The organism is Mesorhizobium robiniae (assembly GCF_040545535.1).
GTDB classification, from domain to species: domain Bacteria; phylum Pseudomonadota; class Alphaproteobacteria; order Rhizobiales; family Rhizobiaceae; genus Mesorhizobium; species Mesorhizobium robiniae.
The window spans coordinates 19540-34736 of the sequence record NZ_JBEPMC010000018.1 but is presented as its reverse complement, the minus strand read 5'-3'; the positions used below and the strand labels follow the sequence as shown (position 1 = coordinate 34736).

Annotated in this window: 12 protein-coding genes and 1 pseudogene; 6 read left to right on the top strand and 7 right to left on the bottom strand. The window is 56.1% G+C overall.

Annotation, left to right across the window (positions count from 1 at the left end; genetic code table 11):
* Positions 1 to 112: 112 nt before the first annotated feature.
* Positions 113 to 391, top strand: a pseudogene (locus ABID19_RS32015) (glycine betaine/L-proline ABC transporter ATP-binding protein); the annotation flags it as partial.
* Between the two features lie 343 nt (positions 392 to 734).
* Entirely contained in the window at positions 735 to 1646 is a 912-nt protein-coding gene (locus tag ABID19_RS32010; protein WP_263807123.1) for a LysR substrate-binding domain-containing protein, read from the top strand.
* Between the two features lie 233 nt (positions 1647 to 1879).
* On the opposite strand, the gene betB is transcribed toward ABID19_RS32010, so the two are convergent.
* The 4 genes from betB to ABID19_RS31990 form a co-directional block, all read right to left on the bottom strand.
* Positions 1880 to 3334 (bottom strand): betaine-aldehyde dehydrogenase, encoded by a 1455-nt coding sequence (gene betB, locus ABID19_RS32005; RefSeq protein WP_263807122.1) that lies wholly within the window; start codon positions 3332 to 3334, stop codon positions 1880 to 1882.
* A gap of 167 nt (positions 3335 to 3501) precedes the next feature.
* The gene (locus ABID19_RS32000; protein ID WP_263807121.1) at positions 3502 to 4134 is read right to left on the bottom strand and encodes an NUDIX hydrolase; all 633 of its coding nucleotides are present in this window, start codon (positions 4132 to 4134) and stop codon (positions 3502 to 3504) included.
* 79 nt (positions 4135 to 4213) lie between these two features.
* Positions 4214 to 5047 carry an enoyl-CoA hydratase/isomerase family protein gene (locus ABID19_RS31995; RefSeq protein WP_263807120.1) on the bottom strand — a complete coding sequence of 278 codons (834 nt, stop codon included), beginning with the start codon at positions 5045 to 5047 and terminating at the stop codon, positions 4214 to 4216.
* A gap of 362 nt (positions 5048 to 5409) precedes the next feature.
* The gene (locus ABID19_RS31990) at positions 5410 to 5721 is read right to left on the bottom strand and encodes a LysR family transcriptional regulator (RefSeq protein ID WP_263807119.1); all 312 of its coding nucleotides are present in this window, start codon (positions 5719 to 5721) and stop codon (positions 5410 to 5412) included.
* A 441-nt stretch (positions 5722 to 6162) separates the two neighbouring features.
* Between ABID19_RS31990 and ABID19_RS31985 the strand changes: the two genes are divergently transcribed.
* From ABID19_RS31985 to ABID19_RS31970, 4 genes are all read left to right on the top strand, one after another.
* Entirely contained in the window at positions 6163 to 7749 is a 1587-nt protein-coding gene (locus ABID19_RS31985; RefSeq protein WP_263807118.1) for an ABC transporter substrate-binding protein, read from the top strand.
* An 18-nt stretch (positions 7750 to 7767) separates the two neighbouring features.
* Entirely contained in the window at positions 7768 to 8724 is a 957-nt protein-coding gene (locus tag ABID19_RS31980; RefSeq protein WP_263807117.1) for an ABC transporter permease, read from the top strand.
* A 50-nt stretch (positions 8725 to 8774) separates the two neighbouring features.
* Complete coding sequence (locus tag ABID19_RS31975) at positions 8775 to 9593, top strand: ABC transporter permease (RefSeq protein WP_263807116.1); 819 nt, start codon at positions 8775 to 8777, stop codon at positions 9591 to 9593.
* 94 nt (positions 9594 to 9687) lie between these two features.
* Complete coding sequence (locus ABID19_RS31970; protein WP_263807115.1) at positions 9688 to 11373, top strand: ABC transporter ATP-binding protein; 1686 nt, start codon at positions 9688 to 9690, stop codon at positions 11371 to 11373.
* Positions 11374 to 11431: 58 nt separating this feature from the next.
* Here the strand turns inward: ABID19_RS31970 and ABID19_RS31965 are convergent, their stop codons facing one another.
* The 3 genes from ABID19_RS31965 to ABID19_RS31955 all read right to left on the bottom strand — a co-directional run bounded on the left by ABID19_RS31965 (position 11432) and on the right by ABID19_RS31955 (position 15081).
* Positions 11432 to 11908, bottom strand: a complete 477-nt coding sequence (locus tag ABID19_RS31965) for a thioesterase family protein (RefSeq protein ID WP_263807114.1) — start codon at positions 11906 to 11908, stop codon at positions 11432 to 11434.
* A 91-nt stretch (positions 11909 to 11999) separates the two neighbouring features.
* The gene (locus ABID19_RS31960) at positions 12000 to 13583 is read right to left on the bottom strand and encodes an ABC transporter substrate-binding protein (protein WP_263807113.1); all 1584 of its coding nucleotides are present in this window, start codon (positions 13581 to 13583) and stop codon (positions 12000 to 12002) included.
* Between the two features lie 349 nt (positions 13584 to 13932).
* Positions 13933 to 15081: a CaiB/BaiF CoA transferase family protein gene (locus ABID19_RS31955; protein WP_263807112.1), complete on the bottom strand. Its 1149-nt coding sequence runs from the start codon at positions 15079 to 15081 to the stop codon at positions 13933 to 13935.
* Positions 15082 to 15197 lie beyond the last annotated feature (116 nt).

The following is a 15197-nucleotide window of genomic DNA, read 5'->3' as shown; positions in this document are numbered from 1 at the left end:
AGGTTACGGGGCTCCGGTTTTGGGCATTGTCTCAGAAGTCATCGGCTCATCTCTGTTGCCCAGAACACAGCAATTTACGAAGCTTGGACCCACTGCCGCTGCCATTTGGAACGACGAGGCCTATTCGGCACTTGACCGACTAATCCGGTCCAGCGTGCAGGACCTTTTGTTGGACCTGCAAAACGATCTTCATAAAACGGTCGTTTTTATCACCCACGATCTCGACGAAGCCTTGAAGCTCGCGGATCATCTCGTGATCCTGAAGGATGGCGAAGTCATCCAACAGGGTGAGCCCCAAGACATTCTACTGAACCCGGCGGACCCTTACATCGATAATTTCATGAGCGATATCAACAGGGCGCGCGTACTTCGCGTTCGATCCGTCATGCAAACGGGGCCCGTGTCGCACGACGCAGACGAGGTTATCAGTAGCGATCAGACGCTCGAGGCAGCTTGAAGGCCGGGGGAGCGGCCGACAAAGTTCTCTCGGTTGAGGTCGACGGTGAGCGTGGTGGGACACTTAGAATGACGGACGTGCTGAAAGCACTCGTGCCTAGGATTTCCAGTAAAGCGACTTAAAGTGCGTGGGAGGAATGCAGATGATGGATTGTCTTAACGGTAGGTCGGCGGGAAGGAACCCGGGACCACTAGTACCTCTTGTCACGCGTCCAGCCGCGGGATAGCCTTTAACGCAAACAGCCCACGGCTGTGGGCGCTTTTGATGGTTTCATACTATGGTTCGTCGCTACTATGACCTGCCGTCCTTGACCTCACTGGCGGTTTTCGAGGCGTCCGCGAGACATCTCTCGTTCAAGCTCGCCGCGTCAGAATTAAATGTCACGCCAGGCGCCGTCAGCCGACAAGTAAAGGCTGTCGAAGAGGAAATTGGCGTTCCCCTATTCCACCGTGTGCATACCGGTGTGATGCTCACTTCCGCCGGCGAGGAACTCTACTCGGTTTTGGCGAATGGTTTCACAAGAGCGTCGGAGGTTGTGAAGAGCGTCAAGCGCGGCGATCAGGCTAGTCAGCTAACGATCGCGTGCACCGACAATTTTGCATCGCTATGGCTGATGCCACGGATGCCCGACTTCTGGCAGCGATACCCCGACATCTCAGTCGACCATCTTGTGTCGGATGATCCTCGCGACTTCAGGAACGCGGAGGTTCAGCTGCGCGTTCGCTACGGGAATGGCTCATGGCAGGCGGAGCGTGCCGAGCATCTTTTCGACGATGGCATGTACCCGGTATGCGGACCGGGATTCGCGCAGCAACACTGCGATGTGACACCCAAGTCATTACCTGAGCTACCGCTTTTGCATTTCAGTTGGGTTGACTCCTATTGGACAGGGTGGGATGAGCTGTTCACGAAAGCAGCAATCCCACATGATACGCCTAGGGGTCGAAGGTTCGGGAAGTTTTCGGCGACGATGCAGGCTGCGCAAGCCGATCAAGGCGTCGCAATCGGATGGCATCGTCTCATTCACCCTCTGGTCACTGCGGGTAAGTTGGTCAGGCTTACCGATTTGCGTCTGCCCGCACCCGGAAACTTCTACCTGACGTGGAATGAGAACCGGAAGCTGTCAGGGGCAGCTCAGCTGTTCAGAGACTGGATGATGGAGCTCGCAGCGAAAGAGCCCGCGATCTAGGCTGCTGCATTCGTCACTATGACGACCCGCGTTATCCTGCCAGCAGCCGGGGGTATCTCCTTGTTCGCGGTGGAGGTTCTCGCAGAAAGGACGACCGTAGCTCTGCGATCGGGATATTCGCTCCAATCGCGGCGCGAAGGCGGACTCTCTATTTCCCTTGTCTGCTGCTCTCAAAGTTCTACATCGTGTCAGCATGATCCTCAGGACATGAGCCAGACGTGCCACGTGACGCATTAATAGGGAGCACTGAGTTCGTTCACCGATACTAACACCGTCTTCATCTCGGTGTAGTGCTGGATCGCAGCCTTTGAATTCTCTCGGCCAACGCCCGATAGCTTTGAGCCCCCGAACGGAGTTTCCGGCGGCGAAACGTTATATGTGTTGATGTAGCAAGTCCCGGACTCAAAGGCTTTTGCGACACGATGCGCCCGTGCGAGGTTGGCTGTGAAAACTCCCGCAGCCAGACCAAATTCCGTTGCATTGGCTCTTCCGATCACTTCTTCTTCCGTGTCGAAGTCCAAGACGGACATCACCGGACCGAATATCTCCTCACGCGCGATCGTCATCCGATCGTCGACTTCCGTGAAAACGGTTGGATACAGGTAATAACCGGCACGGTTGAGCTGGATACCGCCATGTACCAGGTTCGCCCCCTCACCTATACCCTTCTCGATATAAGACCTGACGATCTGTAGCTGTCGCTCGCTTATCAATGGACCAAAGTTCGTTTCGGGATCCATCGGATCACCGATCTTTGCCAATGAAAGCCGTTGCAGCAGACGTTCCGTGAAGGCAGTTTTTATGCCCTTCTGAACGAACACCCTCGTTCCATTGGAGCAGACTTGGCCGGATGAATAGAAGTTGCCGAGAATCGCGCCGCTGACCGCGGTCTCTAGATCTGCGTCGTCAAAAACAATAAGCGGTGATTTCCCACCGAGCTCCATAGTCACACGTTTCATACCCTCGGCTGCTGCGGCGTAGACCCTTTTGCCTGTGGCTACGGACCCCGTGAGCGAAACTTTCGCGACGCGAGGATCTGCTATCAGCGTAGCGCCGACCTCACCGTAACCCTGGACGACATTGAATACGCCGGGCGGGAGACCCGCTTGATGGAGTACCTCCGCCAGCTTAAGGGCCGTCAGCGGCGTGATCTCCGATGGTTTGAAAATCACGGTATTGCCGCATGCCAACGCGGGCGCCGCTTTCGCGCAAGCGATCTGCAGGGGATAGTTCCAGGCGCCGATTCCCACACAAAGCCCGACTGGCTCTGGCACTGTGTAGGCAAAGTCTCCGTTCGCCAGTGGGATGTAGTCGCCCGTAATGCTCGCCGCGACACTTCCAAAGTACTCCAGTAGGTCGGCGGCAGCGCCAGCATCCGCTACGATCGTCTCCTGTATGGGCTTTCCGGTGTTCTGCGTTTCGAGTTCAGCGAGTTCAGCTGCACGCTCGCGCAATATCCGCGAAGCTGCGCTCAACACACGGCTACGCTCGGCGCTGGTGGCCTCTCGCCAGATGACTTTCGCGGCGTCCCCTCCCCGCAGAGCCTCCTCAACGATGGTGTGCGTGGCCGAGTGGAGCGTCGCGATCACCTTACCGCTACCCGGATAGATGACCTCGATGGGCTTTCCAGACGTATCGTCGAGATACGCGCCATTGATGAAGTGGCTTGCCTCAGGTTGATATTTCATTCCGCGACGCCTTTTCACTCAATAGGTCACTGTGACTTCGCCGCACCGCTGCAAAAGCGCTCATCGATGACGTTTCGCGTGTTGCGATATCGGCAGCATTGGGAAGAAGTTGATGCTTTCTGGATCCGAGCTGTCTGCTGCTGGAGATCAGAATCGCCAGATACCATTCACCGCGTCGCAAAATCTGGGGCAACAAGGTGACTAACAGCTGTGTATCTCCCTGCGAGCAATTCGAGGAGTTGATAGATCATCGCGGCTGTCGGGGCGTGCAAGTGATGGTCGAAGAGAGGAAGTCTTATCAGATTGGCGCCGCCCCCCAGCTCGTCAGAAAACTGTGCTCCACGCTCACCAGTTACATCCGACAACTTAATCCGAAACATCTCTGTGACCTCTTCAGGATTGATGTTGAAGGCCGCGTCGGACAACACAACAAAAACCACGGGCGTGATCACGTAGCCAGATTGGCTGACGTAGACGTCAAGAGACCCTATCGCCTGCTCCTCGCGAAGCTTCAGACCGATTTCCTCATCACACTCACGAATGACCGTCTCTATAGGCATCTCGCCGTCATTTGCGCGCCCGCCGGGCAGAGCGTATTGGCCAGCATGCGATCTCATCTTCGAATTTCGCAGCGTTAATAGGAAAGCAGGTTCGCCAGACCCATCATCCGCCTCGATCAGAATGATGCCGACGGCTGCACGCTTCAAAGATTCGCCGCTCTCCGTCTTCCAAGGCGCTACCGCTTGGTACTGCGATCGAAGATCTGCGACCAATTCCGGCGTCAGCTTTGATACGTGCAAGTGCCGCCTCCGCTCCGTTTATTCAGTTCCCACTTGATGCCGGTCGCGCACCACAGGTTGCTGTGGTGCGCCGGTTGAGTTAGTCCAGACCCTTGTAGCGAGCTTGAGCGTGATCCAGAGCCGCGCGGAGGCCCTTCTCCACCGTCATGCGGGTGAGCTCCTCATACTCCGGAACCGGCTGCTGCCCGAGCACGGCGACGAGTTCGAGGTAGTAGTCGGTCGCGCTACGAAGTCCCTGCATCTCGTACAGACGGTTCAGGTACATCTTGTGCATCTGCTGCATGTGGCGCGGAATGCGCGCCATGAGCGTCGCCTTGCGCTTCGTAACTTCATGAAGCTGTTCAGGAGCGCAGACTTCCGAGATCAAACCAAGGGTCTTCGCCTCTTCGGCCGGAACTTCGCGACCTGTTAGAAGCAGGTCCTTCGCCGTCTTCATATTCACCAGCCAAGGCATGAATAGGCAGTGCGCGGACAAGCCATAACGCACTTCGCTGTACCCCATCTTCGTGTCCGACGTGGCGATCGTGTAGTCGCAGAACAGCGAGAACTCGAACGCCTTTCCGATCGCATACTTATGGATCGCGCAGATCACTGGCTTACTCAGGAGCCACGGCGTGATGAACTCTTCGAACTGCCTAATGTACTTTAGGCGGTATGGGTAGATGGAGGAGCGGTCATCCTGGCTGTCGCCATCCAGATCGTAGCCACCCGAAAAGCCCTTGCCGGCGCCACGCACTACAATCACGTGCACCGAGTCATCCTGGTCTGCACGCAGCAAGCCGGAGCGCAACTCAAGAATGAGCGCTTCGCTCATAGCATTGGCCTTCTCCGGGCGATTTAGCGTGATCCAGCAGATGTGCTCCGCATCCACTTCATAGAGGATATTCTCGTAATTTGTAGTCTCGCTGGTCATGTCCAATGGGTCCTCTGTCGGTAAAATCCATCTCGTCAGCCGTGTGCGCCTTGCGAGATCGTGAATCGGATATCAGCAATCCGCACTTCATGTGTCAGCAAAAAAGTAACCTGACCGGTGACTTTGCTTCCAAAAGCCCTCTCGTCAACATTAGCTGAAGTGTGCTAAGTATGTTGAGAGGCACACTGATGACGACGAGCAGTTATCTCCGGTCGCTCCCCTGATGATAGGCGCGCGAAGCCGCTATAATCGCTGCATTGCAGCAAACATTTATCTAGGTTGGAATATGTGTAATTGGTCGGGAACGAGATGAGATCTGAATTGTATCAGACTGGGTGAAACTGGATCGGTATCGTAACGATCTATGTAATTCGGCGAGATAAGCGCTTGCGAGATGCCCGCTTGATTTTGTCCAGGCAGTCGCTCGTGTTCGAGAGAACCAAGGAGATGGCCTGATACATCTCCCTGCCAGGCACCGTTAGCAAAACATCCGCATCGTGCGCAATAATCAGGCAAACGCCTAACTCATCTTCGATTACCTTCATCTTCTGCCTGATCTCGGATGCGCTCAGCCCGAGTTCTCTGGCAGCCGCGTTGATCGAGAGGTTTCTCGCCAGCGACTCAAACAGTTCCAAGGCATCCAGGCTCGGCAGGCTGTGGTAGCGATGTTCCATCGGGGTATCCAATCAGATCGACCATCGCGCTCGCATCGGGTGCCGATAACTGCACGACGCGGAGCCTCTGGCCTCGGCGCTGGCTTTTGCCGATGGCTCTAGATCAAAGTGCTGAAAAGAGACGACGTACACGGGCCGAATACGCAGTTGCCGTGGAATAGGACATTGGAAAAGCTCTCTCTTAGGTCCTGACAGAACGTATGGCCTGATTTGGCAAATTTCACAGCAGCTATCACCTGTCAGGTGAGCCGATCGAAGCGAAATAAAGTCATCCTCCGCATGACTTTATTTCGCGCTCTCGCGAACTGCGGCCATGTTAAGCGTTCATCAACGTTGGGCGAACAGGCCGCTTACCAGCCGACAATTCGAGATTGCTCAGCGCGGCCACGCGATCGGCCGGAAAAGAAACGTCACCGAATGATGTTCAGAGAGGAGAACGGAATGTCTAAAGATTACGACGTCACAAAAAGTTGGGAAGCCAATCGCCGCCGGTTCCTGCAGACGGCTGGAATGTTGGGCCTAGCAGCCGCAGGCGCCACTTCAGGTATTTTTGCCGCGCACGCGCAAACGGCACAGCCTAAGAAGGGCGGTCACTTCAAAATCGGCGTGGGTTCAGGCTCCACATCGGATTCGCTGGACCCAGGAACGTACGCTGAGACATTTATGTATATTCTTGGCCACGGGCTGCACAGCTACCTAACGGAAGTGGATGTGAACGGAAATCTGGTGGGTGAACTAGCCGAATCTTGGGAGCCGTCAAAAGACGCCAAGACATGGACTTTCAAGCTTCGCAGCGGCGTCGAGTTTCACAATGGCAAATCACTGACGGCCGCTGACGTCATCGCGTCTATCAATCACCATCGCGGAAAAGACTCCAAGTCTGCGGCAAAAGACATCTTGAAATCCGTGACAGATGTCAAAGCAGACGGAAATGAGACCGTTGTCGTGAACCTCACAGAGGGCAACGTCGATTTCCCTTACCTTATGGAGTATTATCAACTCCCGATCATGCCCGAGAAGGACGGCAAGGCTGATGCGTCTGGAGTAGGATGTGGCGGGTACGTGCTTGATACTATCGACTTCGGTGTAAAGGCATCAGCAAAGAAGTTTGCCAACTATTGGAAGCCGAACGCCGCGTGGTTCGACTCTATAGAAATCTTGGCTATTCGGGACGTTACCGCCCGAACGAATGCGCTCACGACGGGGCAAATCGATGCGATGGACCGTTGCGATCTTAAAACGATCCACCTGCTGGAACGTAACAAAATGCTGGAGATCGCATCGGTAAGCGGAACCCAGCACTACGTTTTCCCAATGCTGGTTGACGTGGCCCCATTTGACAACGTGGACGTTCGCCTTGCGCTGAAGTACGCTATCGATCGAGAACAAATACTCAAGACAATGCTCAGCGGGTATGGGCAGATTGGCAACGATCATCCAATCGCCTCGACCAATAGGTTTTTCGCGAAGGACCTGCCGCAGCGGGTGTATGATCCCGAGAAGGCAAAGTTCCATCTCAAAAAGGCGGGATTGGGCGACCTCAACATACAGCTCTCGGCCTCCGACGCTGCGTATACCGGTGCTGTGGATGCAGCCACGCTGTATCAACAGGAGGCCTCGAAGGCGGGTATATCGATTGATGTGGTGCGTGAGCCTGCGGACGGCTACTATGACAATGTCTGGATGAAGAAGCCCTTCTCCACCAACTACTGGGGCGGTCGCCCGACGGCGGATTGGATGTTCACCACTACCTACGCTGCGGAAGCTTCCTGGAATGAGACCCACTGGAAAAACCCGCGTTTCAACGAGTTGCTCGTGGCCGCCCGAAGTGAACTCGACGACGGAAAGCGGTTGGAAATGTATACGGAAATGCAGAAACTCTGCAGCGACGAAGGTGGTGCCGTCATCCCTGTCTTCGCGAATTACATCAATGCGCTTTCCAGGAATGTCGGTCACGACAAGATTGCCACCAATTGGGACCTGGACGGCTTCCGCTGCTTCGAGCGCTGGTGGCGAGCTGATAGCTAAGAGATACTTCAGCGAAACATGTACCAGATTGGTAAAATCATCGGTCAACGCGTCGCCCTCGGCGCGTTGACCCTATGGATCGTCTCGATCGTAATCTTCGCGGGAGTACAATTTCTTCCAGGTGACATCGCCACCGAAATTCTCGGACGATCCGCTACGCCGGAGGCGGTCGCAGCAATCCGGAAGAGCTTGGGGTTGGACGTGCCGGCGCACATCCGCTACTTCCAATGGCTGGGATCCATCCTTCAGGGAAATTTTGGCACGGCGCTCGCGAACGGCAGAGACATCGCCGAGCTTATTCGGCCGAGATTTATCAACACCCTGCTGCTTGCACTGAGCGCCGCGGTAATCTCGGTACCGCTTGCCTTGTTAGGGGGCATCGTTGCGGCGTTGTACCGTAATACGATCGTCGATCGTTCCATCAACATCGTCACTCTCGCCTCGATCTCGTTCCCAGAGTTTTTCGTAGGCTACGTGCTCATTCTTTTCTTGTCTGTGCAGGCAGGTATATTGCCGAGCATGTCGGACGTGGACTCGTCGACCGCTCTCGTTGATCGGCTGATCGCAATGGCCCTGCCCTCCCTGACGTTGGCGGTGGTCGTCCTCGCACACATGATGAGAATGACCAGGACCTCGATCATCAATGTGCTTGGGAACCAATACATCGAAACAGCTCGCCTCAAAGGCCTCCCGGAGCGGCGCGTTCTAGTTGGGCATGCTCTCCCCAATGCACTCGCCCCTATCGCGAACGTCATCGTGATGAACCTAGCGTATCTTATAACGGGCGTGGTCGTCGTTGAGGTCGTGTTCGTTTATCCAGGTCTCGGTCAGTTGATCGTCGACTCGGTACAGAAGCGCGATATCCCTGTCGTACAGGCGTGCAGCCTCATCTTCGCCGCAACATACGTCGTCCTGAATCTAATCGCGGACATCCTGTCCATCGTCACGAACCCCCGGCTTCTTCATCCAAAATAGAAGTCGGTCTCACTAGGCTACGTATCCGGCATACTTGGACTTAACTGACCATGATCAAGCTACGCGACATCCCGCTAAGCGCCAAATTCGGGATTATTGTGATCATCATGTACGTGCTGACGGCGATATTCGCGGCGCAACTCGCTCCCTATGGCGAAGCAGACATCGTTGCTACGCCCTTTGAAGCATGGAGCTCACAATTCTGGCTGGGGACCGACAATCTCGGGCGGGACATGTTCACGAGACTCCTTTTCGGAGCTCGCAACACCTTGGGCATAGCGTTTGTGACGACTGTGATCGCGTTCGCGCTGGGCGCGACCGGTGGCCTGGTAGCGGCGACTTTCGGTGGTTGGACAGACCAGATCCTGTCCCGCTTCGTGGACGTGCTTATGTCGATCCCGCAGCTGATCTTCGCATTATTGCTCCTCTCAATCTTTGGCATCTCCATCCCCTCTCTAATCCTCGTGATCGCGGTTCTAGATTCCACTCGCGTTTATCGCCTGACCCGCGCGGTGGCGATCAATGTTACGGTCTTCGACTATGTCGAAGCTTCGAGACTTCGAGGCGAAGGTGCTATTTGGATCATGACGCGGGAGATCCTGCCAAACATCGTTCCGACGCTGATCGCGGAATTCGGGTTGAGGTTCTGCTTCGTGTTTCTGCTGATAAGCGGACTTTCGTTTCTAGGCCTGGGTATCCAGCCCCCTACAGCCGATTGGGGATCCATGGTGCGCGACAGCGCGACGTTGATAACCTACGGCGACGTGACGCCACTCCTCCCGGCCGCTGCCATCGCGCTGCTGGCGGTTGCGATAAATCTGGTTGTGGACTGGTTTCTGCATCGGGCCAGCGGACTTAAAGACGACTGACGCATTCAAGTCTGCTCGAACCCCTACCCTTGGAAGCGAAGCCTTGTGGTGTCAGCACTAAACGGCTGCCACACTGACCACGTTGGAGGTTCCAATGTCCGAAAGAGGAAAGATGTCCACAGAGCAATGCGCTGGCATCGCTACGGCAGGCGAACTCCTGACCATCGAGAATTTGCGTATCGAGGCGCCGGCGTCAAACTCGGTCCGTGGCGGAGTTCCGTCCATCCTCGTAGACGACGTTTCGTTGAGCGTGCGACGCGGCCGGGTTATGGGCTTGATTGGCGAATCCGGCGCAGGGAAGTCAACCATCGGCCTCGCAAGCATGGGCTACGGGCGTGGTGGTATTAAAATCACAGGTGGATCGGTCGTTGTCAACGGTCGCGACATACGTAAGCTCAGTAAGGCCGGATTGAGAAAGCTGCGCGGCAAGGAAATATGCTATGTCGCCCAATCGGCGGCGGCAGCGTTCAATCCTGCCAAAAGGCTGATGGACCAGGTTGTCGAGGCTGCCCTGATGCACGGCGTTTCCAGCCGAGCGGACGCTGAAGCGCGCGCTGTCATCCTGTTCAAGAAGCTCGGGCTGCCGGATCCGGAGAAAATCGGCCGACGTTTTCCGCATCAAGTGTCAGGCGGTCAGCTTCAGCGCGTCATGACCGCAATGGCGCTGTGTTCGGAACCTGACCTCATCGTTTTTGACGAGCCTACTACCGCTCTCGACGTCACCACGCAGATCGATGTGCTGGCGGCGATACGCGACGCAATGCGGGAAACGTCGGTCGCGGCGATCTACATTACTCACGATCTGGCTGTGGTCGCCCAAGTTGCCGACGAGATCATGGTCCTGCGCGGCGGAAAAATGGTCGAACAGGGCACGACGCGTCAAATCATCCACCACCCCAGGCAGGACTACACAAAGGCGCTGGTCGCAGTTCACGACATCCAGCACCCTGAGAAACCAGCAGCCGCGTCGCCAATCCTTGCCATAGACAGGCTCACCGCCGGTTACGGAAACGGCACCATCAAGGTTCTAGAAGACGTCGCGTTAGTACTCGAGAAGGCTCACACCCTTGCGATAGTTGGCGAGTCTGGTTCGGGCAAATCGACACTGGCTCGTGTCATCACCGGGTTGCTCCCGCCTATGAGCGGCAGCTTGAAATTTGACGGGAAGGCACTCCCTGCGAGGCTGGCCGAACGGTCAAAGAATGAGCTTCGTCAGCTGCAGATGATCTACCAGATGGCCGATGTCGCTATGAATCCCCGGCAGACGGTCGCCACGATCATAGGACGGCCCATCGAATTCTACTTCGGTATCAAGGGTGACGAACGAGATCGTAGAGTTGCGAAACTGCTCGACCAGATCGAACTAGGCAAGGAGTTCGCAAATCGATATCCCTCGGAGCTTTCGGGAGGTCAGAAGCAGAGAATATGCATCGCGCGCGCTCTAGCAGCCAAGCCGCGCATCATCATCTGTGACGAGGTCACTTCCGCGCTGGATCCGCTGGTTTCCAACGGCATCTTGAAGCTCCTTCTCCAGCTGCAGAAGGAAGAGGAAATTGCGTACCTCTTCATTACTCATGACCTCGCGACCGTCAGCTCGATCGCGGACTCGGTAGTCGTTATGCACCGTGGTCGGGTCGTAAGATCAGGCGCGAAATCGCAGGTTCTAAATCCGCCGTTCGACCCGTACACGGAACTGCTGCTCTCTTCCGTTCCGCAGCTGAACGAGGGTTGGCTCGATGGAGCTATTGCCTCACGGCGTATGCAGCCCGCCGGAAACTAGCGGGGCAAAGCCGGCGCGTATAGGAGGTGCAGTATTGCGCGGAGGAAGGCGGGATGCCCTACTTCCTTTTGATGGCAATCTGTTTGCCAGCGCGAACAGGCCGCCCTCGCATGGAGTGGCGTGCCAACACCTGATCGAGCTCAAAAAAAATGTCGTCAGGAAAAGGAGCCACTCGCGGGCCCGTCAGGTCGATGTGGAGGCATAGCTGCTCGGAAGTTGCCGAGAGCCAACCATCAGCATGGTAAAGTTCCTGGAACAGGTGCAGTCTTTTCTGGTCGAAATCCAGAAGCTGGAGTGTTGCGAATACGTCGTCACCAAGGTGCAGTTCGCGAACATAACAAACATGAGCCTCTGCGGTGAAAGTCGTCAGCTTTCGCTCTGCGACATACCCACCCCCAAGCTTCATCTCTCTGAAGGCGAACTCCCCCGCTCGATCGAAGAGAACATTGTAATAAGCCATGTTCAGGTGGCCATTATAATCGATCCAGGACGCGTCCTCGACCTTCATAATGGGAGAAGAGAAAATATCTGACATGACTTACAATGCTGAAATGCGGAAACTGACAATTGTCAGGCTGCACGAAGGCGGTTGTCCCAGCGCTGGAGCAGCCTAGCCTTGGAGCGATTTAGGTAGCAAACCACCAACGCTCAGCGCAACGAAAGCCATCGAGATCGCGGCTCGATCCGATTTTCCCGTGTCCGATCTTTCGAGAAACGGCGTTGACGTAGTTTGCGAAGAGCGGAATTACAGAGCCTCCGTCGTCCCTGCAGATTGCCTGCATCTCCGTATACATCTCAGCTCGCTTTTTGACGTCGAGTTCCGGTCGAGCTGCCACCAGAAGCTTGTTGAAACGAGGATTTTTCCAGCGGGTCTCATTCAAGCTGACACCTGCAGCGTAGAATTGGGAGAACATCCAGTCCGCAGTCGGCCGCCCGCCCCAGTAGCTGAGGCACCAAGGCTTTTTCAGCCAGACGTTCTCCCAATATCCATCTGCGGGTTCTCGCACCACATTGATGGAAATTCCGGATTTCTGAGCGTTCTGCTGGTAGATGACCGCCGAATCCACTGCACCTGCGAAGGCAGCGTCTGACGCTGACAGGTCAACGCTGAGGCTCGACAGGCCAGCCTTGCTGAGATGGAATTTAGCCTTGTCCGGATCGTACTGGCGCTGAGGCAAGTCGACCGCGAAGTCACGTGTGCCCGGAGCAATCGGGTGGTCGTTGCCCAGTTGTCCATGCCCATAGAGGACAGTGTCGAGGAGTTGCTGGCGGTCGATGGAACATTTGAGAGCCAGCCGAACATCGACATTGTCGAAGGGAGCCACGTCCACCAGCATCGGCAGCGTGTAGTGCTGAGTTCCCGCCACAGAAGCGATTTCGACGCGCCGATCGCGTTCCAGCAGTCGAACCGTTTTCAGGTCGCATCGATCCATGGCGTGGATCTGGCCAGTTGTCAGCGCATTTGTCCGGGCGACCGTGTCGTGGATGGCCAGAGTTTCAACTGAATCGAACCAGGCGGAATTTGGCTTCCAGTAGTTCTCGAAACGCTTGGCAATTGCCTTCACGCCAAAATCGATGCCGTCGAGCTGATATCCGCCACAACCTACGCCGGACACGTCGACCTTGCCATCCTTCTGGGGAAGGATCGCCAGCGTGTAGTCTTCCATCATGAACGGAAAATCTGCGTTTCCTTCCTTGAGTTTGATGACGACAATGTGCGGGCCATCAGCGCGAATATCCTCAATGGCGTCGACGATACCCTTCGCACCTGACTGTGACTGATCTCCCCGGTGGTGATTTATCGAGGCGACGACGTCGTCCGCGTCCAAGGTCTTACCGTTGTGGAATACGACATCCTTGCGAAGCTTGAAATTCCAGGTCTTGGCGTCCGATGACGGCTCCCACTGCACGGCCAGTTCGCCAACCAACTCGCCCTCAGCGTTGATGTCCGCCAGGTAGCCATGAAGGCTGCGGCCAAGCGACATCATGAATGTGTCATGATACAGCGCCGGATCGAGGGAGTCCGTCGAGGAGCCAGAGCCGATCCCTATCCTGAAATGACCACCTCGCTTGGCGTCGGTTGTCTGGGCTCTCGCTACGTTTGGAAACCCTGATGAGCCGACCATCATAGCGCCTGCGGCAGCTACTCCCGTCAAGAATTGGCGACGGGTAGAATGAGGACCTGTTCGTGAAAAATCGTAGTTAGCCATGACACCCTCCCCTTAAGCGCTTCTAACAGCACCGGCGGCGCTTCTGCATTTGCAGTACAGCTACCGCTGCATGTGAATTATCACGGGACTGATGCTGAACCGTCTGAAAAAAACTCATCCCCGGCATGAGTTGTCAGCGTTCAAACGTGCGCCGATTTTCACGAGTTCGCGTAGGTACGGCCGTCAATGAGGGCCGATAAAGGCAGCCTGTCAGGACTTCGATGGTAACCGCTAAACCCCAGCCGCGAACGCTGCGGTTTAGCAGCGCTCGCGGCGCGGTCGAGGCCTTGGGAGCCATTACTTGAGTGGTAGTGGTGCTGAAATTTGGTCTGTCCTGCTCCTGGGACTGTTAGACTGGACCGAGTGCTCCCGTGCGCCGGAGATCTGCAATCTGGCCGTCGCCAAGTCCAAGCTGAGAAAGTATTTCGCCAGTGTGGGCGCCTCGCGCCGGCACCGAACGCAATTCGGGGGATTCAGTAACCGAGAATCTCGGAGCCGCGGTGGCCTGCAGTATGCCGTCTACGGTCCGGTACACGTCGCGTGCCTTCATGTGCGGGTGTTCAGCAGCTTCCGGCATCGTCAGCAGCGGAGCGAAGCATGTGTCAGTGCCCTCCAGGAGAGCACACCATTCATCCCTCGACTTCGTTTTGAACAGTGCTGCCATCTCCTCGCCGAGTGGCTTCCAAACGGCAGGATCGTCACGCCGCTCTTCTGCGAACCGCTCATCCCCGCCCAGCCCAAGTCGCTTCATGAGATCGATGTAGAACTGCGGCTCCATCGCCTGCAGGACAACCCACTCTCCGTCCGAGCAAAGGTACGTCCGGTCGAAATGCTTCTTCAATGCTCCGGGACGGGCATTCGCATAAACCATGTTGTAGTCGACAGGGAGGAACGAGACCAAGAGGTTCAGCAAGTGGGCTGAGCCGTCGACCATAGCGGCGTCGATGACCTGTCCGGTTCCTTCATTCTTGGCCCTTAGGATTCCTGCGAGAATGCCAATCGCAAGGTAGAGCGCTCCACCCGCCACATCGCCCAAGATCGTCGGGGGTGATTCAGGCGCGACATCAGGCTGAGTGGCAAAATAGAGAGCACCGGACAGAGCAAGGTAGTTGGCATCGTGCGCTGCTGCCTTAGCCAAAGGACCGTGCTGGCCCCACCCAGTCATACGCCCGTAGACAAGCGATGGACGACGGGCAAGACAGACATCTGGTCCAATTCCCAGCCGTTCCATCACTCCTGGCCTATTACCTTCGATTAGCGCGTCGGCTCCCTCGACTAGATCGAGAAATGTGGCGACGGCCTCGGGCTTTTTCATATCAAGCACGATTGAACGTTTGCCGCGGCTGCAGACGGACCATGGTCGTTCGGTTCCGATGTCTGCAGCCGGGCGCTCGACTGCGATCACATCCGCACCGAGATCTGCGAGCAACATCCCGCAAAACGGGCCGGGGCCCATTCCGACCATTTCAATGATCTTAACGCCGCTAAGTACGCCCATGGACGGTTCCCTGTGCTTGTCTCCGCGTGGCACCCCTATGCGGAGACGGGTGAATGAGGCCGATGTCGGTTACGCGATAGTTCAGCGCACATCTTCTGATGTTGTTGATTGAATGA

Coding starts and splice junctions, on each gene's coding strand:
- ABID19_RS32010 (WP_263807123.1), top strand. CDS start 735: ATGGTTCGTCGCTACTATGACCTGCCGTCCTTGACCTCACTGGCGGTT.
- betB (WP_263807122.1), bottom strand. CDS start 3,334: ATGAAATATCAACCTGAGGCAAGCCACTTCATCAATGGCGCGTATCTC.
- ABID19_RS31995 (WP_263807120.1), bottom strand. CDS start 5,047: ATGACCAGCGAGACTACAAATTACGAGAATATCCTCTATGAAGTGGAT.
- ABID19_RS31990 (WP_263807119.1), bottom strand. CDS start 5,721: ATGGAACATCGCTACCACAGCCTGCCGAGCCTGGATGCCTTGGAACTG.
- ABID19_RS31985 (WP_263807118.1), top strand. CDS start 6,163: ATGTCTAAAGATTACGACGTCACAAAAAGTTGGGAAGCCAATCGCCGC.
- ABID19_RS31980 (WP_263807117.1), top strand. CDS start 7,768: ATGTACCAGATTGGTAAAATCATCGGTCAACGCGTCGCCCTCGGCGCG.
- ABID19_RS31975 (WP_263807116.1), top strand. CDS start 8,775: ATGATCAAGCTACGCGACATCCCGCTAAGCGCCAAATTCGGGATTATT.
- ABID19_RS31970 (WP_263807115.1), top strand. CDS start 9,688: ATGTCCGAAAGAGGAAAGATGTCCACAGAGCAATGCGCTGGCATCGCT.
- ABID19_RS31965 (WP_263807114.1), bottom strand. CDS start 11,908: ATGTCAGATATTTTCTCTTCTCCCATTATGAAGGTCGAGGACGCGTCC.
- ABID19_RS31960 (WP_263807113.1), bottom strand. CDS start 13,583: ATGGCTAACTACGATTTTTCACGAACAGGTCCTCATTCTACCCGTCGC.
- ABID19_RS31955 (WP_263807112.1), bottom strand. CDS start 15,081: ATGGGCGTACTTAGCGGCGTTAAGATCATTGAAATGGTCGGAATGGGC.